We start from the raw sequence: 24,555 nt of genomic DNA, 5'->3' as shown, positions 1-24,555 counted from the left end.
TCGTGTCCGGTGTGATGTCCGTGCATCCCGCCGGGGCGGACAAAGGGCAATGCAGCCTAACGGGACAGAGAGATCGAAGACCGCATTTCCGGTTACACGGCCGGGGTGTTGGCACAGGGTGAGATGCTGCGATGGCGTTAGTGCGGCCAATGTCACACTCTCGGCTTACTTGTCCGTAGGGTGCGGGATTCCGAGGTTCAATGTGGCCGCCATGGAGCGACGGGGCGGAACGGGGAAAGCAAGCAGTCTGCGGGGGAAAGCAGGCATCTTCCGATCGAGGAAGTGCGCAGACCGACCGAAAGATGTTCGAGGCGAGGCACAGCATGGACGCTCCGACCACCACGTCGGCCGACAACGGCACTTCAGGGGGTAGTGGCGGGGGCGGCTGGTTCACGCCGCACAAGCCGCCGGAGCCGCCCGCGGGCGGCGAGCAGGAGGCGCCCGAGGGCCACCGCCTGGCCGCGTTGCGCCCCGTCGGCAGGCCCGCGACGGGCACTGACACCACGACGCGGCAACGAATACCCCCGACTGACGAGACCGTCTCCGACACCGAACGAGCCGACACCGGAGCCACGGACACGCACGGCCGCCACGCGGGCTCCCCTGACGGCGGCCACGCCTACGCCGACCCCACCGTCGCCAGGTCCGTGCCCGCCGACGCTCCCTATGCCGACGCTCCCCACGCCGGGGCCGCTCATGCCGGAGCTGCTCCTGTCGGGCCGACCGGGACGCCGGCCGCGACGTACGAGGCGACACCCGCCCCCCAGGCCCACACCGGTCCCCCCGCCCCGCCCGGACCCGACCACGCACCCCGCGTTCCCGACCAGCGCCCCGCCCCTGCACCCGCCGCCGTGGCCGTTCCCGCCCCCGCACAGGCCGCCTCCCCCGACGCCGTCCTCATCCGCCGGACCATGGCCGAGGTGGGCCCCGTCGCCGACAAGGTCACCTCGTACTTCTACGCGCTGCTCTTCGTGCGGCACCCGGAGCTGCGCCAGCTCTTCCCCGCCGCGATGGACACTCAGCGGGACCGGCTCCTGCGGGCACTGCTGACCGCGGCCGAGCACATCGACAACACCGAGGTCCTGGTCGCGTATCTGAAGAACCTCGGTCGTGGCCACCGCAAGTACGGCACCCGCCCCGAGCACTACCCAGCCGTCGGCGAGTGCCTGATCGGCTCGCTCAGCCGGTTCGCCGCGTCGGTATGGGACAGGGAGACCGAGGCTGCCTGGGTGCGGGCGTACACGACGATCTCGCAGGTCATGATCGACGCCGCGGCCGCGGACGAACTGCGGGCCCCGGCCTGGTGGCACGGCGAGGTGATCTCGCACGACCTCAGGACCCCGGACGTCGCCGTCGTCACGGTCCGTCCCGACCAGCCGTACCCGTTCCTCGCCGGGCAGTACGCGAGCCTGGAGACCCCCTGGTGGCCGCGGATCTGGCGGCACTACTCGTTCGCATCGGCACCCCGATCCGACGGACTGCTGTCGTTCCACGTGAAGGCGATTCCGGCGGGCTGGGTCTCCAACGCTCTGGTCCACCGCGCCCGACCGGGCGACGTCGTCCGGCTCGGCCCCCCGGCCGGCTCGATGACCGTCGACCACACCACCGACAGGGGCCTGCTCTGCCTGGGCGGCGGTACCGGCATAGCGCCGATAAAGGCCCTGGTCGAGGACGTCGCCGAGCACGGCGAGCGGCGCCCGGTCGAGGTGTTCTACGGAGCACGCACCGATCACGACCTGTACGACATCGACACGATGCTCCGGCTCCAGCAGAGCCACCCCTGGCTCGCGGTGCGCCCGGTAGTCGATCAGCACGGGCATCTGAACCTCCCCGACGCCGTACGCGAGTACGGGCCGTGGAACGAGTACGACGCCTATCTGTCGGGCCCGCCCGGCATGATCCGCAGCGGCGTCGACGCACTCAGGGACATCGGCATCCCGTCGGAACGGATTCGCCACGACGCGGTGGAAGAACTCGTAGTGACCGGAGACTGATTCCGAGCCGGCCGTCAGCCCAGATCGGGTGCGTGCATCGCCCGTACGCCCTCGATGTTCCCGTCGAGATAGTGCCGCAGCGACAGCGGTACGAGATGGACGGAAGCGATGCCCACGCGAGTGAAGGGGATCCGCACGATCTCGTACTCTCCGCAGGGTTCGTCGATCTCGGGGCCATGGCGCAGCGAGGGGTCCATGGATTCCAGGCGGCAGACGAAGAAGTGCTGGACCTTCACGCCGGTCGTGCCGGCGTCCTCGCCGATGTGCTCGACGGTGTCGACGAAGCAGGGCACCACATCGGTGATCTTGGCGCCGAGTTCCTCGTGCACCTCACGATGGAGTGCGTCGACGACGGTCGTGTCCTCCGGCTCGACCCCGCCGCCGGGCGTCAGCCAGTAGGGATCGACGCCGGGCTTGGTCCGCTTGATGAGGACCAGGTCATTGCCGTCCAGTAGGACGGCCCGGGCGGTGCGCTTGACCACGGGTCGGACGGTCATGGGAGAAATGTGGCCCAGTTGGTTCCACGTGAAACATCGCCCTCTTGACGAGGTGATGCATCTTGGTCATGACCAGTCTATGGCGGCGTGCATGAGCCACTCGTGCGCCCGCGCAATATGGGGCATGGCCAATGTGCCGGTGCGCACCACCAGGAAGTACGTACGAAGCGGAGGCACCGCGGGTTCGGTCAGTGCGACGACGTCTCCCCGCTCCAGAGCCGGTGCGCACAGATAGCGCGGTAACACCGCGAGCCCGGCGCCGGTGGTCGCGCAGGCGAGGACAGCGCGCAGGTCGGGGACGATGACGGTGCCCGAGGCGGCCGGGCGGGAGTCGAAGACGGAGGCCCAGTAACGGGCGACGAACGGCAGAGACTCGTGCACCTCCACCACGGGGAAGTTCTTGAGGGAGGGCTCGCCCCGGTGGCATAACGAGCCGGAGCCGAGGCGGTCGGCCCAGCGCGGGGCGGCGACCAGGACGTGCTCCTCGTCGCAGAGCGGAGTCGCGGTGAGTAGGGCGCCGCGCGGGCGGGCCGTACTGATGGCCAGATCGTGATGCCCGGCGGCAAGCCCCTCCAGCGTCTCCTCCGCATTTCCGAAGGAGGCACGCAGCGCGAAGCCCTGGCCGTCGTCCCCGGTCAGCTCGGTGAGCGCGGGCAGGGCGCGTTCGGCGGTGAACTCCGGCGGGCCGGCGAGATGGAGCGTGCGTACGGAGGAGTCCTCGTCGAGGCCGGTCTCGGTGATCTCCACCAGGGCGTCGAGATGGGGTGCCGCCTTGTGCGCGAGTTCGTCGCCCATGGTCGTAGGGGTCACTCCACGGGCCTGACGCAGGAAGAGAGGGCGTCCCAGCTGTCGTTCGAGGGTTCGGATCTGGGAGGTGACGGCAGGCTGCGAGAGGCCCAGCAGAGCGGCCGCGCGGGTGAAGGAGCCGGCCCGGTGCACGGTCACGAAGGTACGCAGCAAGGCCAGATCCATGGCGTCCCTTCTCTCTCCAGCTCCCCGGAAGCCCCCAACTATAAATATGTCGATAGGTCTCTGTCGCTACTGTGATTGGACACTGACACAGAGTCAACTAGCCTTGTTCGCGCGGTTCTTCGCGCGCAGAACCGGGACGGTCCGAGCCACGAGGGGGGAGGCTCGGACCGTCCGCCGTATGTGCCCGCTACTGACCGGTGAATCAGAAAGTGTTCACCGCGAGGACTCGTCGAGTGCGCGCAGCACATCGGCCACGAGGTCCTGAGGATCCTCGGCACCGGCCGAGAAACGGATGAAGCCCTCCGGCACCGCGTCACCGCCCCAGCGGCCGCGCCGCTCGGCCGTCGACCGCACGCCGCCGAAGCTGGTCGCGTCGTCCACCAGCAGCAGCGCGTCGAGAAAACGGTCGGCACGCGCGCGCGTGGGCAGCGTGAACGACACCACGCAGCCGAAGCGCCGCATCTGCTGCGAGGCGATCTTGTGCGACGGGTCGCCGGACAGCCCCGGATAGCGGACCCCGAGCTCCTCGTTCCGGTCGCGCAGGGCCTCGGCGATCACCAGGGCATTGGCGTTCTGCCGGTCCACGCGCAGGTGGAGCGTCGCGAGAGAGCGGTGCGCGAGCCACGCCTCCATGGGCCCCGGAATCGCCCCGACGATCTTGCGCCAGCGCCGTACGGAGGCCATCGCCGCGGCGTCGCCACCGGTGACGTACCCCAGGAGGATGTCGCCGTGCCCGGTGAGCTGCTTGGTGCCGCTGGCCACGGAGAAGTCGGCGCCCAGTTCCAGCGGGCGCTGCCCGAGCGGGGTCGCCAGGGTGTTGTCGACGGCGACCAGACAGCCACGCGTGTGTGCCGCCTCGACGAGCCGCCGTACGTCGCACACGTCGAGCCCCGGGTTCGACGGGGTCTCGATCCACAGCAGCTTCGCGCCGTCGAGGACGTCGAGCTGGGCGTCGCCGCCGGTCGGGGCCGTGCGCACCTCGATTCCGTACGCCTCCAGCTGCGCGCGTACGAGCGGCAGCACCTGGTAGCCGTCGTCGGGCAGCACGACCGTGTCGCCGGCGCTCAGCTGGGAGAAGAGGACGGACGAGATGGCGGCCATGCCGGAGGCGAAGACGAGCGTTTCGACGTCGTCGCGCCCCGGCGCCTCCAGCTCGCCGATGGCGCGCTCCAGGTGCGTCCAGGTCGGGTTCTCGTCGCGGCCGTAGGTGTACGGGCCCGTGGGGTCGCCCGGCAGATGGAAGTGGGCGGCGAACACCGGCCCCGGGAGGGTCGGCTCGTGCTTGACGGGCTCGGGCAGCCCCGCCCGCACCGCGCGTGTGCCGTCACCGGCTCCCGTAACGGAATCTGTCATGCCGCCTGTCCCTCCACTTGCTCCCGTACCGCGGCGAGCAGGCCGGGGCTCGCCGCTTCCACCATCTCAAGACACTCCTCGAAGCCGTCCAGGCCCCCGTAGTAGGGGTCCGGTACGTCGAGGTCGACTCCCGAGGCCGACGCGACGGCAGGGTCGTACGAACGCAGCAGCCGCACCTTCGCGGCGTCCGACTCGGTGGGGGCGAGGCGGCGCAGGGCCCTCAGGTGGCCGGCGTCGAGGGCTATGACCAGGTCGAGCCCGGCGAACCAGTCGGCGTGGAACTGGCGGGCCGCATGGCCGCCTTCGTAACCGCCTGCTTCCAGGACGGAGACGGTGCGCGGGTCGGCGCCGTCGCCCTCGTGCCAGCCGCCGGTGCCGGCGCTGTCCACTTCGACCAGGCCGCCCAGCCCGGCCTCCGCCACCCGCGCTCGGAAGACGGATTCGGCCATCGGGGAGCGGCAGATGTTGCCGGTGCAGACGAAGCACACGCGATAGGGCATCAGGTCGCTCAGTCCTTGTCGGGGAGGACGACGTTCAGCGCCCAGGAGACGATGGAGATGATCAGGCCGCCCAGGACGGCGGTCCAGAAGCCCTCGACGTGGAAGCTCAGGTCGAGCTTGTCCGCCAGCCACGAGGTGAGCAGCAGCATCAGGGCGTTGATCACCAGCGTGATCAGGCCGAGCGTGAGAATGAACAGCGGGAACGTCAGCACCTGCACGATCGGCTTGACCAGGAAGTTGACCAGGCCGAAGACCAGTGCGACGAGCAGCAGCGTGCCGATCTCCTTGCCCGTGCTGTCACCGGACAGGGTGATCTTGTCGAGCAGCCACACGGCGACGGCCAGGGCGCCCGCGTTGGCGATCGTCTTGACTACGAAATTCTTCATGTGTCTGATCGTGACAGACGAGATCGACCACGAGCAGCGGGGCAAGGGCGGACAAGGGCGATGAAGGCATTCCGGCTGGACGAACTGGAGGCGGAGCGCGCCGCCAACGACGGCGCGTACCTGCAGTTCCTGCGTGAGAAGAACATGTCCGTCGGCCTGTACGCGCTGGACGCGGGCACCCAGGACCCTCAGCAGCCCCACCGCCAGGACGAGGTGTACTTCGTCGTCAGCGGCCGCGCAGCGATCACCGTCGGCATGGAGACGACCCAGGTGGCACGCGGCAGCGTCGTCTACGTGCCCGCGGGGGTGGCCCACAAATTCCACCACATCAGCGAGGATCTGCGGGTTGTGGTGGTCTTCTCTCCGCCGGAGAGCTGACCTCCGCCTCAGGGTTCCCTAGGGGAACGTTCAGGGGAGGACAAGGGGTGCGAGGTCCCCGTCGGCACCCCTGCCGCGCCTAGCATCGAGGGCAGGACATCCAAGACCCGTCACCCATCGGGAGCGGGCTGGGACAGCACTCGGAAACGGGCAGAGAGACAAGGAACAAGGGCGATGCGAGAGATCTTCGCGGGTATGCCGTGGTGGATTAAGTGGGTCGCGGTGCCGGTCATCGCCCTGGTCGTGTTCGGCGGCCTGATAGCGAGCGTCGTCGGGTTCGTGATCGGCCTGCTCTTCAAGCTGCTGGTCTTCGTGGCGTTGGTCGGCGGACTGATCTACGTCGTACGGAAGTTCATGTCGAGCTCCTCGTCGAGGAGCGACTGGTAGGCAAGGGGAGACCCGCCGGTCGGCAACCGGCCGGCGGTAACAGGAACGGGCCGTTCCCTCGGGCGAGGGAAGTTTTGGCACAGGCCGTCTGCGAGCGGTGGCAGACGGTTAAAGTCCGGAATTCGACGCGGGGTTGATTCCCGCGAGCGGCGCTCCGATCCCTCCCGTGTTATCCCCGCACGGGCGGCCCCCCCACGCGCTTCGGGAGTAACCCTTGGCCACGGTTGACACCGCATCCGCAGGACCGCACGTCCCTTCGTCCGAGCCGCATCCCACGACCCTCATCGGATCCGTGCAGCGTGCGATGCGTCTCCTGGAGTCCGTCGCCCGCCATGAACACGGGGCGCCCGCGAAGCAGCTCGCCCGTGAGGCCGGGCTCGCCCTGCCCACGGCGTACCACCTGTTGCGCACGCTGGCCCACGAGGGTTATCTGCGCCGGGAAAAGGGCCTGTTCTTCCTCGGCGAGGCGGTCGAGCGGCTGAGCAGCAGCGGGGCCCAGCAGAAACGTCGCAGCATGGTTGCCGACGCACTCGCGCAGTGCCGTGATTCGATCGGCGTGCCCGTGTACTACGCGCTCTACCGCGACGGTGAGATCGAGGTCCAGTGCGTCGCCGACACCCCGGCCAATCCCGCCGTCGAAGAGTGGGCCGACTTCCGCGAGACGGGTCACGCGCACGCGATCGGCCAGTGTCTGCTGTCCCAGCTCGACGAGGAGGCCCGGCGGGACCACGTCGACCGCTACCCCGTTCGGTCCATCACGCCATATACGGTGCGTGACGATCGAACTCTGTTGCGACGCCTCGAATCCGCGCGACGAATGCAGCCCGTGATCGAGCGTCAGGAGTACGCGCTGGGTACGGTCTGCGCCGCGATTCCGATCACTGTGGGCAGTACTGCGGCCACGATCGCCATTTCTCTGCCGGCCCACCAGGCCGACCGACTGCTGCCCGCGGCACGCCGATTGCAGAGCGAGATCGGCAGGCTGCTGGGGACACTCTCGCTCTCTATCAGCATCTGAAAACTCACTCCTTGTGATCTGGTGTGTACGTTCAGCAAGATGCCAGCAGTGTCAGGTGGATGATTCCCGGCCAGTCGAAGGCGAACGACGGGGTAGGCGATGCGCGAGTCGGTAGTACAGGCAGAGGTCATGATGAGCTTCGTCGTCTCGGAGGAGCTCTCCTTTCGCATCCCGGTGGAGCTGCGCTACGAGACCTGTGATCCCTATGCCGTGCGGCTGACCTTCCACCTGCCCGGTGATGCCCCGGTGACCTGGGCCTTCGGCCGTGAGCTGCTGATCGACGGGGTGGGCCGGGCCTGTGGGGACGGTGACGTGCACATCGCTCCTGCCGACACCGAGGGGTTCGGCGATGTGCTGATCCGGCTTCAGGTGGGCGGCGACCACGCGCTGTTCCGCTGCGGGACGGCGCCGTTGCTGGCGTTCCTCGACCGTACGGACAGGCTGGTGCCGCTGGGCCAGGAGCGTTCCCTCGCGGACTTCGACACACACCTCGACGAGGCGCTGAACCGCATCCTGGCGGAGGAACAGAGCGCCGGGTGACGCGATACGGGTCTGGGGCAGGCGTGACGCTGCCTCGCCGTACGTCGTCCCGTAGAGGTGTGACGCGGGCTCATCCCACCCGGCGCCGACCGTACGTCATACGGCTTGTGTGCGGGTTGCCGTAACGCTTCTTCGCAGCTCGCAGCTCGCAGCTCTCGTCTCTCAGCGCTCAGCGCTCAGCGCTCAGTGCTCAGCGCTCAACTCTCGGCAACCGGATCCGGCAGGGGGCCGGCTTCAGTGCTTGCGGCGGCGGCCGCTCCCGCCGCGCAGAGGTGCCCTGGCGCCCGACTGGGGCTGCGGTTGCGGCTGTTCCTGTTGTGCCGGGGCGGCGGGGCCCGGGCGGTCCGCCGAGACGACCAGGGCGGCGAGAACCGTCGTCACCGGCACGGAAGCGACCAGTCCGATCGACCCGACGAGCGTGCGCACGATCTCCTCGGCGACCAACTCGCTGTTGGCCACCGTACCCACGCTGCTCTGCGCGATGGAGAAGAGCAGCAGCAGCGGCAGCGCGGCGCCCGCATAGGCGAGGACGAGCGTGTTGACGACCGACGCGATGTGATCGCGGCCGATGCGGATGCCCGCGCGGTACAGCCCGCGCCAGCCCATCGTCGGATTGGCCTCGTGCAGCTCCCAGACCGCCGACGTCTGCGTCACCGTCACGTCGTCGAGGACACCCAGCGAGCCGATGATGATGCCCGCGAGCAGCAGGCCGCTCATGTCGATGGACGGGTACAGCCCGTGGATCAGACCGGTGTTGTCGTCCGTGTTGCCGGTCAGCGCGGCCCAGTCGATGAACAGCGAGCCGAGCAGCCCGATCAGCAACAGGGAGAGCAGGGTGCCGAGCACCGCCACCGACGTACGGGCCGACAGTCCATGGCACAGGTAGAGCGCGATCAGCATGATGGCGCTCGCCCCGACCACGGCCACGACCAGGGGGTTCGAGCCCTGCAGGATTGCGGGGAGGATGAAGAACGTCAGGATGAGGAAGCTGGCGGCCAGCGCGACCAGTGCCATGACGCCGCGCATCCGGCCCACGACGACCACGGCGACGGCGAAGATCCCGGCGAGCAGCGTCATCGGGAGCTTGCGGTTCACGTCGGTGACCGAGTACTGGAGCTCCTTGGGGGCGTCCGGCGCATAGGCGACGATCACCTCCTGGCCCTGCTTCAGCTGACGCGAGGAGTCCGGCTGAACGATCTCCGTGAACGTACGGCCCTTGTCCTTGCCGGTGTCGACCCGGACCGTCGCCTTCTTGCAGCTGCCGGTCGCCTGTTGCTGCGCCGACGAGCCCTCGGCGGTCGACGTGTCGCCGGTCGGCGTCTCCCCCGAGGCGTTCACCGACTTGCAGTCGACCTTGTCGACCTTGGTCACCGTGGCCTGCTGGGTCTGCCGGTCGAAGCCGACACCGGTGCGCTCGTGCCCCGGGGCGCCGCCGGGCCAGAGCACCACGAGGCCGACGATGACCGCCGCCGCGAAGGGGATCAGCACGGCCGCGATGACCTTGCGCAGATGCATGGAGACAGGCGCTGCCGGTCCGTGACTGTGCGAGTGGCCGTGCCCGCCACCACCCGGACCGCCACCGTCGCCACCGCCGGGCCGGTCTCCGCCGCCGCCCCCTCCGGGGCCGTGGGGTCCGTGCCCGGGTCCACCGCCGTGCCCATGGCCGTCGTGGCCGTGTCCGTGGGGCGGTTCGGACGGCGGGAGTGGTGGCTGCTGCGTCGTGGTCACCGACCGATCATCGCAAGAACAGCCCGGGCCCACTGTTCACCGCGCCACATCTGACGCTAGCGTGGAGGCACCTTTGCACACGCGGGAGCTCGGAGCACCGGGCTGAGAGGGCGCTGACCTCCGTAGACGCGATGTTTCACGTGGAACATCGCCGGACGGAAAATCGCTGCGTCGACCGCCGAACCTGTTACCGGGTAATGCCGGCGTAGGGAGTAGGTCTCATGACCAACAAGGACGTACGCACGCCTGCCTCCAGCCTGACGGACGGGGCGTTCGCCTCGGCCGAGAGCGGTGGAGTGACTGCTTCGCCCGAGAACGGCGAGGTCGGGAAGTCCATCGGCTGGCACAAGGCGTATGTCGAGGGTTCGCGCCCCGACCTGCGGGTGCCGGTCCGTCAGGTGCACCTCACCAACGGGCAGTCGGTCACTCTGTACGACACCTCCGGCCCGTACACCGATCCGACCGTCGACACCGACGTCCGCAGGGGCCTCGGGGCCCTCCGGGCCAACTGGATCATCGCTCGCGGCGACACCGAGGAGTACGCGGGCCGCCCCGTCCGCCCCGAGGACGACGGGATCAAGCACACCTCGCCGCGCGGCGGACTGCGCAACCTCGACGCGGTCTTCCCGGGGCGCCCGCGCCTGCCCCGGCGCAGCCGTGACGGACAGGCGGTGACGCAACTCGCGTACGCCAGGCGGGGCGAGGTCACACCGGAGATGGAGTACGTGGCCATCCGGGAGAACGTTTCTCCCGAGGTCGTCCGCGAGGAGATCGCGGCGGGCCGGGCCGTGCTGCCGGCCAACGTCAACCATCCCGAGATCGAGCCGATGATCATCGGCAAGCGGTTCCTGGTGAAGGTCAACGCCAACATCGGCAACTCCGCGGTCACCTCCTCCATCGAGGAGGAGGTCGAGAAGATGACCTGGGCGACCCGTTGGGGCGCAGACACGGTCATGGACCTGTCCACCGGTCGTAACATCCACACCACGCGGGAGTGGGTGCTGCGGAACTCCCCTGTCCCCATCGGCACGGTCCCGCTCTACCAGGCGCTGGAGAAGGTCGACGGGAGGGCCGAGGAGCTGACCTGGGAGATCTACAAGGACACGGTCGTCGAGCAGGCCGAGCAGGGCGTGGACTACATGACCGTCCACGCGGGCGTGCGGCTGCCGTTCGTCCCGCTGACCGCGAACCGCAAGACCGGCATCGTCTCGCGCGGCGGCTCGATCATGGCGGCCTGGTGCCTGGCGCACCACAAGGAGTCGTTCCTGTACGAGAACTTCGAGGAACTCTGCGAGATCCTCGCGGCGTACGACGTCACGTACTCGCTGGGCGACGGGCTCCGGCCCGGTTCGATCGCGGACGCCAACGATGCAGCACAGTTCGCGGAGTTGAGGACGCTCGGGGAACTCAACAGGGTCGCGAAGCGTTTCAACGTACAGACCATGATCGAGGGCCCGGGGCATGTCCCGATGCACAAGATCAAGGAGAACATCGACCTTCAGCAGGAGATCTGTGATGAAGCTCCGTTCTATACGCTCGGCCCGCTGACGACGGACGTCGCGCCGGCGTACGACCACATCACCTCCGGCATCGGTGCCGCGATGATCGCCTGGTGGGGCACGGCCATGCTCTGCTACGTCACGCCCAAGGAACACTTGGGCCTGCCCAACCGTGACGACGTCAAGACGGGCGTCATCACCTACAAGATCGCGGCCCATGCGGCGGACCTCGCCAAGGGACACCCGGGCGCACAGGAGTGGGACGACGCGTTGTCGGACGCCCGCTTCGAGTTCCGCTGGGAGGACCAGTTCAACCTGGCCCTCGACCCCGACACGGCCCGGGAGTTCCACGACGAGACCCTCCCGGCCGAGCCCGCCAAGACAGCGCACTTCTGCTCCATGTGCGGGCCGAAGTTCTGCTCGATGAAGATCAGCCACAGCATCACCGAGCAGTTCGGCGGCACGGCGGCTGCGGGGGCGACGGCCGAGGAGGTCGCCGAGGGGATGCTCCAGAAGTCGAAGGAGTTCGCGGCGAGCGGGAACAGGGTGTACCTGCCCATGGCCGACTGATCCGGCGCGCTGTACGACTCCTTCTCCGAGGTCCCGGCCATCCCGGCCGGGGCCTCCCTGGGGCCACTCCACACCTCGGCCCTGATCGTGGAAGGGGACGGAGAGTCATCCATATCCGCTGAATCCGTCTATATCCAGGTACTCGACGAGGAGATCGAGCTGCCTTCGGACATGGCCGGCTGGCGGACCGAGCTCGAGGAAGAGAACACGCGTGGGCGGGCAGAGGGCCGGACACCGATGTGGAACGGTCCTCGCTACGCGGTCGAATCGCTCGACGTGTCCCCCGGACCGCTCTCGACGAGCACCCCGAAGTACATCTCCGGCTGCGTCCGACGGACTACTTCACCTTTCTGGCGGCTCAACAGCTCGACCGGCGTCTGCCCGACGGAACAACTCCGCGGTCCCGCTATCTCGACCCGGACGATCCGCTGTCGGCACCCGGGTTCCTGCAGTGCAGCTTCGCCGTGAACGTCGCGGTGGTGACCGCCGACGACATGATGGTCGTGAGCCAGAGAAGCGACCGGGTCCGTATGGCGCCGGGAGTCTGGAACTCCTCGGTCAACGAGGGCATGTCACGGCACATCGACTCGTCCGGAAGGAGCGCCCCCGACCTGCACGCGGTGGCCCGGCGGGGCATGCGCGAGGAACTGTCCCTGGAACCTCACGAGTACTCACTGGAACTGCTCGCCTTCGTCCTCGACACCGACAAGCGCCACTGGAGTGCCCACTTCTACGCAAGGCCGAAGGACCTGACCAGCGAGGGCCTGCAGACACGTATGAGCAGGGGAGTCGCGGACCGATGGGAACACCAGACCATCGACTACGTGCCGTTCCGCCCCGCGACCGTGGTCAAGTACATGCTGCGTGCCGACCGCGTTCACCGGTGGGCCCCACTCGCACCGGCGCTCTTCCACCTCGCCCTGGTGCATGTCTACAACCGGACACCGGTCGAACGAGCGACCGCACAGATCGTGCGACGCATGTAGCAGAGGAATGCAGGCACGGCACGAAGGCGCGCTACGAGGGCACGGCACGAAGGTACGGCACGGAGGCACGGCACGAAGGCGGCACCTGCCGGAACGCCGCTGCCGCGGGCGTAGTGCCCGCGACGCCGCGGCCGGTCGGGCCCCACTCCGCCTGGCCGCGCCCGGTTGCCGGCCCCGCTCAGGGCCGGGCCCGGGCGAGGGCGGGGCTACTCCGGCTGGTGCTCCGGCCCCCCGAAGTCGGGGCTGCTGAAGTCCGGGCTGGAGAAGCTGGGGCGGGGTCCCGCTGTCGGGCCGCCGTCCGGGCTGCTGAAACCTGGCCGGTTGTAGCCGAGTTGGGGCATCCGGCTGATCGGCGCCGACGGCTTCGTACGGCCGAGAGCGGCCGTGCCCGGGTCGGCGAGGGCCTCCCTGAGGAACGGCATGATGCCGCGCTCCAGAAGGGCGTCGTGCCAGGCTTCCCTGGCCCGGTTCACCTCTTCGCTGCGTTCGCCGTGCGCGTCGGCCTGGAGTGAACTGGCGCCGTTGCGCAGGGCGGCGAGCAGGAGACCGACCGCGGCCACCAGGATCGTGACGGCCGTGATGGCTCCGAAGACCCACCCGGTGGTGAGGAGGGTCTGGGCGATGCCCGGCTGGGGGTCGAGCATCTTCAGGATGTAGCCGACGAGCAGGAAGATCGCCGCGGCGGTGCCGGCGAGTACGGGAGCGAGCACGGCGACGACCGCCGCGGCACCCGCCCCGGCGGTCTCGGCGACCTCCCCCATGGTGGTGGCGAGCCCGACCGCGCCCGTGGCCGGATCCGTGGTGCTGCTGGTGGACCCTTCGCGGACGGGAGGGGTGGACGGCGCCGGCTGGCGCAGTTCCTCGCGGACCTTCACGTAGTGCTGGTACTCGGTCGCCGCGGCCGCCGTGATGAGAGCGGTGGCGTTGAGCGCCATCGTGCGCAGTTGTTCGGGGTTGAGCCGCTGACCGACAGCGGCGAGTTCCGGACGGTGTGGTGCGGAGCGCAGCGCCTCATCGAGGATCCGCTCGTACTCTTGGCGGTCCTCGCTCAGCAGGTGCTGCGGAACGCTGTTCATGTGCATCCCCCGATGCTCCGTAGGGCTTGGGGCTCGGCATGCTGACGAGCCGTCGGGCAGAAACGGAGGGGAGCCTGCTACGGATAAGCCGATGGTAGAGCGGTGACGGCACACGGTGACAGGGGGTTTCCAGAATTTGCCCCTGCGTTGCGCTTGTCCTCCGTAGTGGGACGCCTGCCCGATGAACGCTCAGCTATCCAGGGGAAGTTGCTGGACCAGCAGCTTTCCGGCCATGGTCACGCCGCCGTCCATCGCGATGGCGAGCCCGTCGGCGTACACGTGCGGCTTTTCGACGACGGGGTTCGGGGAATCCTCCCCTTCCTCCGAGCCGACCTCTCCCAGGAGATACGGAATGGGGCTGTGACCATGCACGATGCGTGAACCGCCGTACATGTCCAGCAAGGAGCGCACCGCCTGCGCACCGCCGTCGTCGCGGAACGCGAAGCGCTTGGTGAACTTGCGGAAGACGTCCCAGCACTCGTCCGCGTCATTGCGGGTGAGCGTTTCGCGGACGGTGTCGTTGACCGCTTCGATGGAGTCGCCGTAGTCGAGATAGGCGGTGGTGTCGGAGTGCACCAGAAGGTGCCCGTCGGCCATCTCCATGGCGTCGAGGCGGGCCATCCACTGCAGATGGTGGTCCTGGAGGCGCTCCATGTCGGTCTTCTGGCCGCCGTTCAGCAGCCAGGCGGCCTGGAAGGTGGCCGTTCCGGCCCCGGAGTTGACGGGGGTGTCACCGAACCGCTTGGCGCCGAGCAGCAGCAGCTCGTGGTTGCCCATCAGCGCCTTGCAGTAGCCCCCGGCCGCGGCGGCCTCCGCGGACAGCCGCATCACGAGGTCGATGACGCCGATGCCGTCGGGCCCGCGGTCGGTGAAGTCACCGAGGAACCAGAGCCGCGAGGTCCCCGCGGCCCAGCTGCCGTCGATGTCGATGAGGCCCTTCTCGCGCAGCGCGGCGACGAGCTCGTCGAGGTAGCCGTGGACGTCACCGACGACGTACAGCGGTCCCGGCCCTTCGGCGGGCTGGACGACCGGTCCGGCGGCCTCGGGCTCGACCGGTACCTGAACGGTGTCACCGCGGTTGATGACGGGCAGATCGCGCTGCGTCGGTGTGTAGCCCTCCGGCTCGCCGACCGGTCCGGCGCCCTCGCCGGGAGGCGCCTGCTGCGCATAGGGGCCGGGTCGGCCGTACTGCCGCGAGCCCTCGGCGTAGGGGCCGGCGGACTGGTCCCGGGCCTGGTCGTACGGCTCGGCGGCCTGGTCGTACACCTCGCCGGACTGCGGGTACGGGCCGGGGGACTGCGTGTACGGACCGGCCTCGTGGACGTACGCCGGCACGCGGAAGTCGCGCACCGTCGGCGTACGCATCTCGGGTCCCTGACCGGCCCCCTGAGTCATCGACCCCTCCACCACCATCGCGCCGCATCTGCACCGCGTCGGACTGCCTGGTCGCAGCGGCCCGCGGTGTCGTCCGCCCATCATAGGAATGCGGATCGCGCCATGTGATGACCCAGGGGTGGTGAATCGGAGCAGAACCCCAGTTCACCGTGGTTTTCTCCCGAATTGGGAGGGGCTTTCCGCGTCAGATTTACCCGTAGGTCATCCGGAGGTCATCCCTCCTCCGGTGATCGGGGCGGGCTGACGGTCGTCCGGGGCGGCCGTCGCTGCGATGACGTCCGCACGATCAGCTCGGTCGGTATCACCTGCTCGACCGGTTGGTCCGATTCGACCCCCTCGATCGCGTCGATGAGGAGCTGGACCACGGCCGTGCCGATGCGGCGCGGTTTGAGCGAGAGTGTCGTGACGGGCGGCTCGGTGTTGGCGTACACGGTGGACTCGCTGCAGCACACGAGCAGCAGGTCCTCCGGTACGCGCAGTCCGTAGCGGCGGGCCGCCGCGAGGAGGTCGGTGCCGTTCGGGTCGAACAGCCCGTAGACGGCGTCCGGCCGGTCGGGCCGGGCGAGGAGCCGGTCGGCGGCGACGGCCCCCGCGCACGGATCGTGCGCGGGATAGGCCTCGTACACCGGATCCTGGCCCACGCGCTCGCACCAACGCAGGTACGCGGTCGTGGACAGATGTGTGTACGTGTCCGTGGTCGTCCCCGTGAGGAGGCCGATCCGGCGGGCGCCGGCGTCGGCCAGGTGGTCGAGGATGCCCAGGACCGCGGCCTCGTGGTCGTTGTCCACCCAGGCGGTCACCGGCAGCGAGCCGGCCGGGCGGCCGTCGGAGACGACCGGTAAGCCCTGGCGGACCAGTTCGCTGACGACAGGGTCGTGGTCGGAGGGGTCGATAACGACCGTCCCGTCCAGGGCCACGTTCGACCACACGTCGTGGCGCGAGGTCGCGGGGAGGATGACCAGGGCGTAGCCCCGGGCGAGCGCGGCCGAGGTGGCGGCTCTGGCCATCTCCGCGAAGTACGCGAACTCCGTGAAGGTGAAAGGTTCATCCCCGTAGGTCGTCACAGTCAGGCCGATGAGGCCGGACTTGCCGGTACGGAGGGTTCGGGCCGCGGCGGAGGGGCGATAGCCCAGCCGGTCGGCGACCTCGCGGACATGGCGTCGGGTGGCGTCCGGGAGCCGCCCCTTGCCGTTGAGCGCGTCGGACACGGTCGTGATGGACACTCCCGCGGCCGCGGCCACGTCTCTGATGCCCGCCCGGCCCGGCCGGCTTCCTCGGCGGGAGGTATCCGACCGGCTCACCTGGTGCTTCCCTGCTGCTGTCATGGCGAGCCGATAGTAGGGCTCATGAGGTGGGGTAGTGCGGACGCATATGCACGCGTTGACAGGCACGTTTCTGCATGGTCATCAGCAGACAAGTCCCTTGGAAGAGAAGGGAGTTGACCGATTCAATGGCAGGACGTCACTTGTCGGCGCGCATGGGCCTGCCAAATGGGCCATGTTTCGAAGAGGTCTCAACTCACCTTCACGAGGGATGCGCGCCACGGCGCGAGCCACCGGCGCGTGCTCCGGTGAGTGGCGCGCCCCCTCTTTCGTACGCCTTCGGGCGGTGATGCCCGGGAGTGCGTACGCGGCTGCCGGGCGCCGCCGATGCGGTCGGCCCCGGGCCATACGCAGCGGAGCCGAATCCTCTTAAGGTGAGGAGTATTGGTAGCCGGTGGTGGTCATGAGCCGGTGACGGTCACGAGGAGGAGTGCGGTGAGCGAGACGAGCCCGAAGCTGCGTGCCGAGCTGGAGGGTATCCCCACCTACAAGCCGGGGAAGCCCGCCGCGGCCGCGGACGGCCCGGTGGCGTACAAGCTGTCCTCCAACGAGAACCCCTACCCGCCGCTGCCCGGCGTGATGGAGAGCGTGGTCTCGGCGGCCGGCGCCTTCAACCGCTACCCCGACATGGCCTGTACGGGGCTGATGAACGAGCTGGCGGACCGCTTCGGTGTGCCGCTCGCGCATCTGGCCACGGGCACCGGTTCGGTCGGTGTCGCCCAGCAGCTGCTGCAGGCGACCTCGGGGCCGGGCGACGAGGTGATCTACGCCTGGCGGTCCTTCGAGGCGTATCCGATCATCACCCAGATCAGCGGGGCGACGTCGGTGAAGGTGCCGCTGACGCCCGGAGACGTGCACGACCTCGACGCGATGGCGGACGCGATCACCGAGCGGACCCGGCTGATTTTCGTCTGCAACCCCAACAACCCCACGGGCACCGTGGTGCGCCGGGCCGAGCTGGAACGGTTCCTCGACCGGGTGCCGAGCGATGTCCTCGTGGTCCTCGACGAGGCGTACCGGGAGTTCATCCGCGATTCCGAGGTGCCGGACGGCGTCGAGCTCTACCGCGAGCGTCCGAACGTGTGCGTGCTGCGGACGTTCTCCAAGGCGTACGGGCTGGCCGGGTTGCGGGTCGGCTTCGCGATCGCCCATGAGCCGGTGGCGGCGGCGCTGCGCAAGACGGCCGTGCCCTTCGGCGTGAGCCAGCTCGCGCAGGACGCGGCGGTCGCCTCGCTGCGGGCCGAGGACGAGCTGCTCGGCCGGGTGGGTTCGCTGGTGTCCGAGCGCGCCCGTGTGGTCGAGACGCTGCGCGGGCAGGGCTGGACGGTGCCCGAGACCCAGGCCAACTTCGTGTGGCTGCGGCTCGGTGAGCGCACGCTCGACTTCGCCTCGGCCTGCGAGCAGGCGGGGGTCGTCGTGCGGCCGTTCGCCGGCGAAGGGGTCCGGGTCACGGTGGGCGAGACCGAGGCGAACGACATCTTCCTCAAGACGACCGAGGCGTTCCGCAAGGAGCTCTAGCCGGTCGGTGGGGTGCCGGAGCTGATGTTGGTGCCGGTCGGTGGGTGTGTGCCGACCGGCGGTCGAGCCTGTCCGCCGTGCCGGTCCTGTCGGTCCGAAGACCGGTGTGACCGATCCGGCACCCCCCGCGTGTCAACCCTCGAACTGCCATGCGTCATAATTGCTTGTGAATGTGAACGCGTTCACAAGCGTGTCCCAGTTGATCCCGTGATGTCTTCGACAAGCGGGACAAACTGACGCCGAAACTCGGCGATGTAAGGAGATGACGACGTGGAATTGGCTTTGGCGCCGGAGACGCTGGCGCGATGGCAGTTCGGCATCACCACCGTCTACCACTTCCTCTTCGTCCCCCTCACGATCTCGCTCGCCGCGCTCACCGCCGGCCTGCAGACCGCTTGGGTGCGGACGGAGAACGAGAAGTACCTCAAGGCCACCAAGTTCTGGGGCAAGCTCTTCCTGATCAACATCGCGATGGGCGTCGTCACGGGCATCGTGCAGGAGTTCCAGTTCGGCATGAACTGGTCCGACTACTCGCGCTTCGTCGGTGACGTCTTCGGTGCCCCCCTCGCCTTCGAGGCGCTGATCGCCTTCTTCTTCGAGTCCACCTTCATCGGCCTGTGGATCTTCGGCTGGGACAAACTGCCCAAGAAGATCCACCTCGCCTGCATCTGGATGGTCTCGATCGGCACGATCCTGTCGGCGTACTTCATCCTTGCGGCCAACTCGTGGATGCAGCACCCCGTCGGCTACCGGATCAACGAGCAGAAGGGCCGTGCCGAACTCACCGACTTCTGGCTGGTACTGACCCAGAACACCGCGCTCGCGCAGGCCTTCCACACCCTCTCCGCGGCCTTCCTCACGGGTGGCGCCTTCATGGTCGGCATCGCCGCCTTCCACCTGGTCCGCAAGAAGCACATCCCCGTGATGAAGACCTCGCTGCGCCTCGGCCTGGTCACCGTCGTCGCCGGCGGCATGCTCACCGCGCTCAGCGGTGACACCCTCGGCAAGATCATGTACGAGCAGCAGCCGATGAAGATGGCCGCGGCCGAGGCGCTGTGGGACGGCGAGGCCCCCGCTCCCTTCTCCGTCTTCGCCTACGGGGACGTCGAGGCCGGCCACAACAAGGTCGCCATAGAGATCCCGGGACTCCTGTCCTTCCTCGCCAAGGACGACTTCACCTCGTACGTCCCCGGCATCAACGACGTCAACAAGTCCGAGCAGGAGCGGTTCGGGCCCGGCGACTACCGGCCCAACATCCCCGTCGCCTACTGGGGATTCCGCTGGATGATCGGCTTCGGCATGACGTCCTTCGCCATCGGTCTGGCCGGACTCTGGCTGACCAGGAAGAAGTTCATGCTGGGGCGGCATCTGCGGGTCGGCGACGACGAAGTGCCGCACTTGGTGCTCTTCAAGAACAAGGCTCTCGGCCCGACGCTCACCAAGTGGTACTGGCGCATCGCGATCCTGACCCTGGGATTCCCGCTGATCGCCAACTCGTGGGGCTGGATCTTCACCGAGATGGGCCGTCAGCCCTGGGTCGTCTACGGCGTGCTCCAGACCCGCGACGCGGTCTCCCCCGGCGTCTCGCAGGGCGAGATCCTCACCTCGATGATCGTCTTCACCACGCTCTACGCGATCCTCGCCGTCATCGAGGTCAAGCTGCTCGTGAAGTACGTCAAGGCCGGTCCGCCCGAGCTCACGGAGGCCGACCTCAATCCGCCCACGAAGATCGGCGGCGACCCCCGGGACGCCGACAAGCCGATGGCCTTCTCGTACTAGGCCCAGGGAGCTGCTGAGTCATGGAACTTCACGACGTCTGGTTCGTCCTCATCGCCGTCCTGTGGACCGGCTACTTCTTCCTGGAGGGCTTCGACTTCGGGATCGGCGTCCTCACCAAGCTGCTCGCCCGGGACCGGACCGAGAAGCGGGTGCTGATCAACACCATCGGGCCGGTCTGGGACGGCAACGAGGTGTGGCTGCTCTCGGCGGGCGGTGCGACCTTCGCCGCCTTCCCCGAGTGGTACGCCACGCTCTTCTCCGGCTTCTACCTGCCGCTGCTGCTCATCCTGGTCTGCCTGATCGTGCGCGGCGTCGCCTTCGAGTACCGGGCGAAGCGGCCCGAGGAGCAGTGGCAGCGCAACTGGGAGAACGCGATCTTCTGGACCTCGCTGCTCCCGGCGTTCCTGTGGGGCGTGGCCTTCGGCAACATCGTCCGGGGCGTGAAGATCGACCAGGACTTCGAGTACGTGGGCAACCTCTGGGACCTGTTCAACCCGTACGCCATCCTGGGCGGCCTGGTGACGCTGTCGCTGTTCACCTTCCACGGGGCGGTGTTCGCGGCGCTCAAGACCCTGGGTGACATTCGCGAGCGGGCCAGGAAGCTGGCGCTCGGGCTCGGTCTGGTGACGGCTGTGCTCGCGCTGGCCTTCCTGCTCTGGACCCAGGCCGACAACGGTGACGGCAAGAGCCTGGTCGCGCTGGTTGTGGCCGTCGTCGCTCTGGTCGCGGCGATCGGGGCGAACCAGATGGGGCGCGAGGGCTGGGCGTTCGCGCTGTCGGGCCTCACCATCATCGCCGCCGTCGCGATGCTGTTCCTGTCGCTCTTCCCGAACGTCATGCCGTCCTCGCTCAATGACGAGTGGAGCCTGACGGTGACCAACGCCTCGTCCAGCCCGTACACGCTGAAGATCATGACCTGGTGTGCGGTCATCGCGACGCCGGTGGTGATGCTCTACCAGGGTTGGACGTACTGGGTGTTCCGCAAGCGGATCGGTACGCAGCACATCGCCGAGGCCGCGCACTAGCACCGATGAATCCATGGGCATGTTTCACGTGAAACATGCCCAATGAGAAGAGGGTGTGTTTCACGTGAAACACGCCTGCTTGACCCAAGGGTGTGTTTCACGTGAAACCGATCGACCCGCGACTGCTGCGATACGCCCGCGCCACCCGCCTGTTCCTGATCGCCGTTGTCGGTCTGGGAGTTGTGGGGGCGGGGCTGGTCATCGCCCAGGCGATGCTCATCGCCGAAGTGGTGGTCGGTGCCTTCCAGCACGAACTGTCGGTTGCCGAACTGCGCACGCCGCTCCTGTTGTTGGCGGCGGTCGCGGTCGGCAGGGCGTGTGTCTCCTGGCTCACCGAACTCGCCGCACACCGGGCGAGCGCGGCGGTCAAGTCGGAGCTGCGGAGGCGGCTGCTGGAGCGTGCCGGTGCGCTCGGCCCCGGCTGGCTCAGCGGGCAGCGGACCGGTTCGCTGGTCGCGCTCGCCACCCGCGGGGTCGACGCGCTGGACGACTACTTCTCGCGCTATCTCCCGCAGTTGGGGCTCGCGGTGGTCGTGCCGGTGGCGGTGCTCGCGCGGATCGTCACCGAGGACTGGGTGTCGGCGGCGATCATCGTCGGCACCCTGCCGCTCATTCCGATCTTCATGATGCTCATCGGCTGGGTCACCCAGTCTCAGATGGACCGCCAGTGGCGGCTGCTGTCACGGCTATCGGGCCACTTCCTGGACGTGGTCGCGGGACTGCCCACGCTCAAGGTGTTCGGGCGGGCCAAGGCGCAGGCCGACTCGATCCGCCGGATCACCGGGGACTACCGGCAGGCGACCATGCGCACCCTGCGGATCGCCTTCATCTCGTCCTTCGCGCTGGAACTGCTCGCCACGATCTCGGTGGCCCTGGTCGCGGTGACCATCGGAATGCGGCTCGTCCACGGCGAGATGGCGTTGTACGACGGTCTGGTCGTCCTCGTTCTCGCGCCCGAGGCCTATCTGCCGCTGCGGCAGGTGGGGGCGCAGTATCACGCGGCGGCGGAAGGGCTGTCCGCCGCCGAAGAGATCTTCGAGGTCCTGGAGACACCGGAGCCGACGTCCGGGACCGGCGCGGTGTCGTCCTCCGGAGGGGTGCGCTTCGAAGGAGTGACGGTCCGGTACCCCGGGCGGTCCTCGGACGCGGTGTCCGACGTGTCCTTCGTGGTGGACCCCGGGGAGACGGTGGCACTCGTCGGACCCAGCGGAGTGGGCAAGTCGACGCTTCTGAACGTGCTGTTGGGATTCGTGGCACCCACCTCGGGGCGGGTGCGTGTCGGGGGAGCTGATCTCACCGAGACCTCCCTGGAGGAGTGGCGTTCACAGGTCGCGTGGGTGCCGCAGCGGCCTCATCTGTATGCCGGGTCCGTCGTCGAGAACGTACGGCTGGCGCGGCCGGACGCCGACGACTCCGCGGTGCGGCGGGCGCTGGCCGATGCCGGGGCTCTTGAATTCGTGGACGCGCTGCCTGACGGCGTACGGACGGTACTGGGTGAGGAAGGTGCCGGGCTCTCCGCCGGTCAGCGTCAACGGCTCGCTCTGGCACGGGCGTTCCTCGCGGACCGGCCGGTGCTGCTGCTCGACGAGCCGACGGCCTCGCTGGACGGGGCGACCGAGGCCGAGGTCGTGGAGGCGGTCAGGCGCCTGGCCGTGGGGCGGACCGTGCTGCTCGTCGTCCACCGGCCTGCGCTGCTGGACGTGGCGGACCGGGTGGTGCGACTGGATCCGGAGGCGCCCGTCGCGGTGGACGGTTCCGTGAGCTCCGGCGGCGGTAAGGAGCTTCGGACCGACGTGGTGGCCGCGGTGCCCGCGGGTCGCGAGGAAGAGGCGGCCCTGCGGCCGGAGAGGCGGCAAGGCGTCCTGACGCGTGTGCGTGCCATGGCCGGGCCTCGGCGCGGGCGCCTGGTGCTTGCGCTCCTGCTCGGCAGTCTCGCGCTAGGCAGTGCCGTCGGCCTCATGGCCACCTCCGGCTGGCTGATCTCCAGGGCCTCCCAGCAGCCGCCCGTGCTCTATCTGATGGTCGCCGTGACGGCCACGCGGGCGTTCGGAATCGGACGGGCCGTCTTCCGGTACGCCGAGCGGCTCGTGTCGCACGACGCGGTGCTGAGGATGCTCGCGGACACCCGGGTCGCCGTGTACCGGCGCCTCGAACGGCTCGCGCCCGCCGGGCTGCGTACCGCTCGTCGCGGTGATCTGCTCTCGCGACTTGTCGCCGACGTCGACGCGTTGCAGGACTACTGGCTCCGCTGGCTGCTGCCCGCCGCGGCCGCGGCCGTCGTGTCCGCCGGCTCCGTCGGGTTCACGGCCTGGCTGCTGCCGGAGGCCGGAGTTGCCCTCGCACTCGGGCTGCTGGCCGCCGGGGTGGGCGTCCCGCTGGTGACCGGTGCCGTCGCACGCCGTGCGGAGCGCCGGCTGGCCCCGGCACGCGGAGTACTGGCGACCCGGGTGGCCGATCTCCTCACGGGGACCGCCGAGTTGACGGTCGCGGGTGCGCTGCCCGCGCGTACCGCCGAGGTGCGGCGGGCCGACGGCGAGCTGACCCGTATCGCCTCGCGTGCCGCTACCGCCACCGCGCTCGGCGACGGGCTCATCGCGCTGGTCTCCGGACTCACCGTCGCGGCCACCGCCCTCGTCGGCGCCCAGGCGGTCCTCGACGGACGGCTCAGCGGCGTGGCGATGGCCGTCGTCGTCCTCACCCCGCTCGCCGCCTTCGAGGCCGTCCTGGGGCTGCCGCTCGCGGTCCAGTACCGCCAGCGGGTGCGCAAGAGCGCGGAGCGCGTGTACGAGGTGCTGGACGCGCCCGAGCCCGTACGCGAACCGGAGCGGCCGCTGGAGGCGCCCGAGACGCCGTTCCCCGTCGTGGTGAAGAGCCTGGTCGCCCGTCACGCCGGACAGGGGCGGGATGCGCTCGCCGGGGTCGACCTGACGCTCGAACGCGGACGTCGCACCGCTGTGGTGGGGACGTCAGGGGCGGGCAAGACGACCCTCGCCCAGGTGTTGCTGCGGTTCCTGGACGCGGGTGCGGGGACGTACACGCTGGGCGGCGTCGACGCGTACGGCATGGACAGTGACGACGTACGGCGGCTGGTCGGGCTGTGTGCGCAGGACGCCCATCTCTTCGACAGTTCGGTACGGGAGAACCTGCTGCTCGCTCGGAAGGACGCCACCGATTCCGCACTGCGGGACGTGCTGGGACGGGTGCGGTTGCTCGACTGGGTCGACGGGCTGCCCGACGGACTCGACACGTTGATCGGGGAGCACGGGGCGCGGTTGTCCGGGGGGCAGCGGCAGCGGCTCGCTCTGGCGCGGGCGTTGCTCGCGGACTTTCCCGTGCTCGTTCTCGACGAGCCCGCGGAGCATCTTGATCTGGCGACCGCGGACGCGCTCACCGCCGATCTGCTGGCCGCGACCGAGGGGCGTACGACGTTGTTGATCACGCATCGGCTGGCGGGGCTTGAGGCGGTCGACGAGGTGATCGTGCTGGATGACGGGTGTGTGGTGCAGCGGGGGGCGTACGGGGAGTTGGTGCGTGCGGAGGGGGCGTTGCGGGGGATGTTCGAGCGGGAGAGCCGGACGGAGCGGCTGGTCGGTGTGCGGTGAGGGTTGGTTGCGGTGGTGGGTCGGCCGCGG

21 protein-coding genes are annotated in these 24,555 nt (G+C 69.0%); 12 read left to right on the top strand and 9 right to left on the bottom strand.

What is annotated here, in order from left to right:
* Positions 1-323 precede the first annotated feature (323 nt).
* Positions 324-1,994 (top strand): globin domain-containing protein, encoded by a 1,671-nt coding sequence (locus ACZ5VQ_RS11645; RefSeq protein ID WP_469104728.1) that lies wholly within the window; start codon positions 324-326, stop codon positions 1,992-1,994.
* A gap of 14 nt (positions 1,995-2,008) precedes the next feature.
* On the opposite strand, the gene ACZ5VQ_RS11640 is transcribed toward ACZ5VQ_RS11645, so the two are convergent.
* The 5 genes from ACZ5VQ_RS11640 to ACZ5VQ_RS11620 all read right to left on the bottom strand — a co-directional run bounded on the left by ACZ5VQ_RS11640 (position 2,009) and on the right by ACZ5VQ_RS11620 (position 5,702).
* Positions 2,009-2,491, bottom strand: coding sequence for an NUDIX domain-containing protein (locus ACZ5VQ_RS11640; protein WP_055610294.1), 483 nt, complete (start codon positions 2,489-2,491; stop codon positions 2,009-2,011).
* Positions 2,492-2,557: 66 nt separating this feature from the next.
* A complete protein-coding gene (locus ACZ5VQ_RS11635; protein WP_469104727.1) occupies positions 2,558-3,463 on the bottom strand; it encodes a LysR family transcriptional regulator in 906 nt (301 codons plus the stop codon).
* Between the two features lie 213 nt (positions 3,464-3,676).
* A complete protein-coding gene (locus ACZ5VQ_RS11630; protein ID WP_469104726.1) occupies positions 3,677-4,816 on the bottom strand; it encodes a cystathionine gamma-lyase in 1,140 nt (379 codons plus the stop codon).
* Positions 4,813-5,316 (bottom strand): low molecular weight protein-tyrosine-phosphatase, encoded by a 504-nt coding sequence (locus ACZ5VQ_RS11625; protein ID WP_469104725.1) that lies wholly within the window; start codon positions 5,314-5,316, stop codon positions 4,813-4,815. Before ACZ5VQ_RS11625 ends, ACZ5VQ_RS11630 begins: the two co-directional genes overlap by 4 nt.
* Before the next feature lie 8 nt (positions 5,317-5,324).
* Positions 5,325-5,702, bottom strand: coding sequence for a phage holin family protein (locus ACZ5VQ_RS11620; protein ID WP_200397025.1), 378 nt, complete (start codon positions 5,700-5,702; stop codon positions 5,325-5,327).
* Positions 5,703-5,762: 60 nt separating this feature from the next.
* Between ACZ5VQ_RS11620 and ACZ5VQ_RS11615 the strand changes: the two genes are divergently transcribed.
* The 4 genes from ACZ5VQ_RS11615 (at position 5,763) to ACZ5VQ_RS11600 (ending at position 8,025) form a co-directional block, all read left to right on the top strand.
* On the top strand, positions 5,763-6,080 hold the full coding sequence (locus ACZ5VQ_RS11615) for a cupin domain-containing protein (protein ID WP_055610299.1): 318 nt from the start codon (positions 5,763-5,765) through the stop codon (positions 6,078-6,080).
* Between the two features lie 174 nt (positions 6,081-6,254).
* On the top strand, positions 6,255-6,467 hold the full coding sequence (locus ACZ5VQ_RS11610; protein ID WP_055610300.1) for a DUF5326 family protein: 213 nt from the start codon (positions 6,255-6,257) through the stop codon (positions 6,465-6,467).
* A gap of 292 nt (positions 6,468-6,759) precedes the next feature.
* Positions 6,760-7,485, top strand: a complete 726-nt coding sequence (locus ACZ5VQ_RS11605) for an IclR family transcriptional regulator (protein WP_469105008.1) — start codon at positions 6,760-6,762, stop codon at positions 7,483-7,485.
* Between the two features lie 99 nt (positions 7,486-7,584).
* Positions 7,585-8,025, top strand: a complete 441-nt coding sequence (locus tag ACZ5VQ_RS11600; RefSeq protein ID WP_055610301.1) for an SsgA family sporulation/cell division regulator — start codon at positions 7,585-7,587, stop codon at positions 8,023-8,025.
* Positions 8,026-8,259: 234 nt separating this feature from the next.
* Here the strand turns inward: ACZ5VQ_RS11600 and ACZ5VQ_RS11595 are convergent, their stop codons facing one another.
* Positions 8,260-9,540 (bottom strand): YibE/F family protein, encoded by a 1,281-nt coding sequence (locus tag ACZ5VQ_RS11595; protein WP_469104724.1) that lies wholly within the window; start codon positions 9,538-9,540, stop codon positions 8,260-8,262.
* Between the two features lie 21 nt (positions 9,541-9,561).
* On the opposite strand from ACZ5VQ_RS11595, the gene ACZ5VQ_RS11590 reads away from it, so the two are divergent.
* The 3 genes from ACZ5VQ_RS11590 (at position 9,562) to ACZ5VQ_RS11580 (ending at position 12,808) form a co-directional block, all read left to right on the top strand.
* The gene (locus ACZ5VQ_RS11590; protein WP_469104723.1) at positions 9,562-9,807 is read left to right on the top strand and encodes a hypothetical protein; all 246 of its coding nucleotides are present in this window, start codon (positions 9,562-9,564) and stop codon (positions 9,805-9,807) included.
* A gap of 167 nt (positions 9,808-9,974) precedes the next feature.
* Positions 9,975-11,822 carry a phosphomethylpyrimidine synthase ThiC gene (gene thiC, locus ACZ5VQ_RS11585; protein ID WP_469104722.1) on the top strand — a complete coding sequence of 616 codons (1,848 nt, stop codon included), beginning with the start codon at positions 9,975-9,977 and terminating at the stop codon, positions 11,820-11,822.
* 239 nt (positions 11,823-12,061) lie between these two features.
* Positions 12,062-12,808, top strand: coding sequence for a hypothetical protein (locus ACZ5VQ_RS11580; protein WP_469104721.1), 747 nt, complete (start codon positions 12,062-12,064; stop codon positions 12,806-12,808).
* 206 nt (positions 12,809-13,014) lie between these two features.
* Here the strand turns inward: ACZ5VQ_RS11580 and ACZ5VQ_RS11575 are convergent, their stop codons facing one another.
* From ACZ5VQ_RS11575 to ACZ5VQ_RS11565, 3 genes are all read right to left on the bottom strand, one after another.
* Positions 13,015-13,890 (bottom strand): hypothetical protein, encoded by an 876-nt coding sequence (locus ACZ5VQ_RS11575; protein ID WP_361052168.1) that lies wholly within the window; start codon positions 13,888-13,890, stop codon positions 13,015-13,017.
* 183 nt (positions 13,891-14,073) lie between these two features.
* Complete coding sequence (locus tag ACZ5VQ_RS11570) at positions 14,074-15,294, bottom strand: metallophosphoesterase (RefSeq protein ID WP_469105007.1); 1,221 nt, start codon at positions 15,292-15,294, stop codon at positions 14,074-14,076.
* 197 nt (positions 15,295-15,491) lie between these two features.
* On the bottom strand, positions 15,492-16,604 hold the full coding sequence (locus tag ACZ5VQ_RS11565; RefSeq protein ID WP_469104720.1) for a LacI family DNA-binding transcriptional regulator: 1,113 nt from the start codon (positions 16,602-16,604) through the stop codon (positions 15,492-15,494).
* A gap of 432 nt (positions 16,605-17,036) precedes the next feature.
* Between ACZ5VQ_RS11565 and hisC the strand changes: the two genes are divergently transcribed.
* The 4 genes from hisC to cydD all read left to right on the top strand — a co-directional run bounded on the left by hisC (position 17,037) and on the right by cydD (position 24,525).
* Positions 17,037-18,119, top strand: coding sequence for a histidinol-phosphate transaminase (gene hisC / locus ACZ5VQ_RS11560; RefSeq protein WP_362071279.1), 1,083 nt, complete (start codon positions 17,037-17,039; stop codon positions 18,117-18,119).
* 270 nt (positions 18,120-18,389) lie between these two features.
* Positions 18,390-19,898, top strand: a complete 1,509-nt coding sequence (locus ACZ5VQ_RS11555; protein WP_469104719.1) for a cytochrome ubiquinol oxidase subunit I — start codon at positions 18,390-18,392, stop codon at positions 19,896-19,898.
* 20 nt (positions 19,899-19,918) lie between these two features.
* A complete protein-coding gene (gene cydB / locus ACZ5VQ_RS11550; protein ID WP_469104718.1) occupies positions 19,919-20,923 on the top strand; it encodes a cytochrome d ubiquinol oxidase subunit II in 1,005 nt (334 codons plus the stop codon).
* Between the two features lie 101 nt (positions 20,924-21,024).
* Positions 21,025-24,525 (top strand): thiol reductant ABC exporter subunit CydD, encoded by a 3,501-nt coding sequence (gene cydD / locus ACZ5VQ_RS11545; protein ID WP_469104717.1) that lies wholly within the window; start codon positions 21,025-21,027, stop codon positions 24,523-24,525.
* Positions 24,526-24,555 lie beyond the last annotated feature (30 nt).

The sequence above is a fragment of the Streptomyces sp. NPDC033178 genome (genome assembly GCF_055577685.1).
The sequence above is the reverse complement of the archived record's forward strand: the minus strand, read 5'-3'. Positions and strand labels throughout refer to the sequence as shown.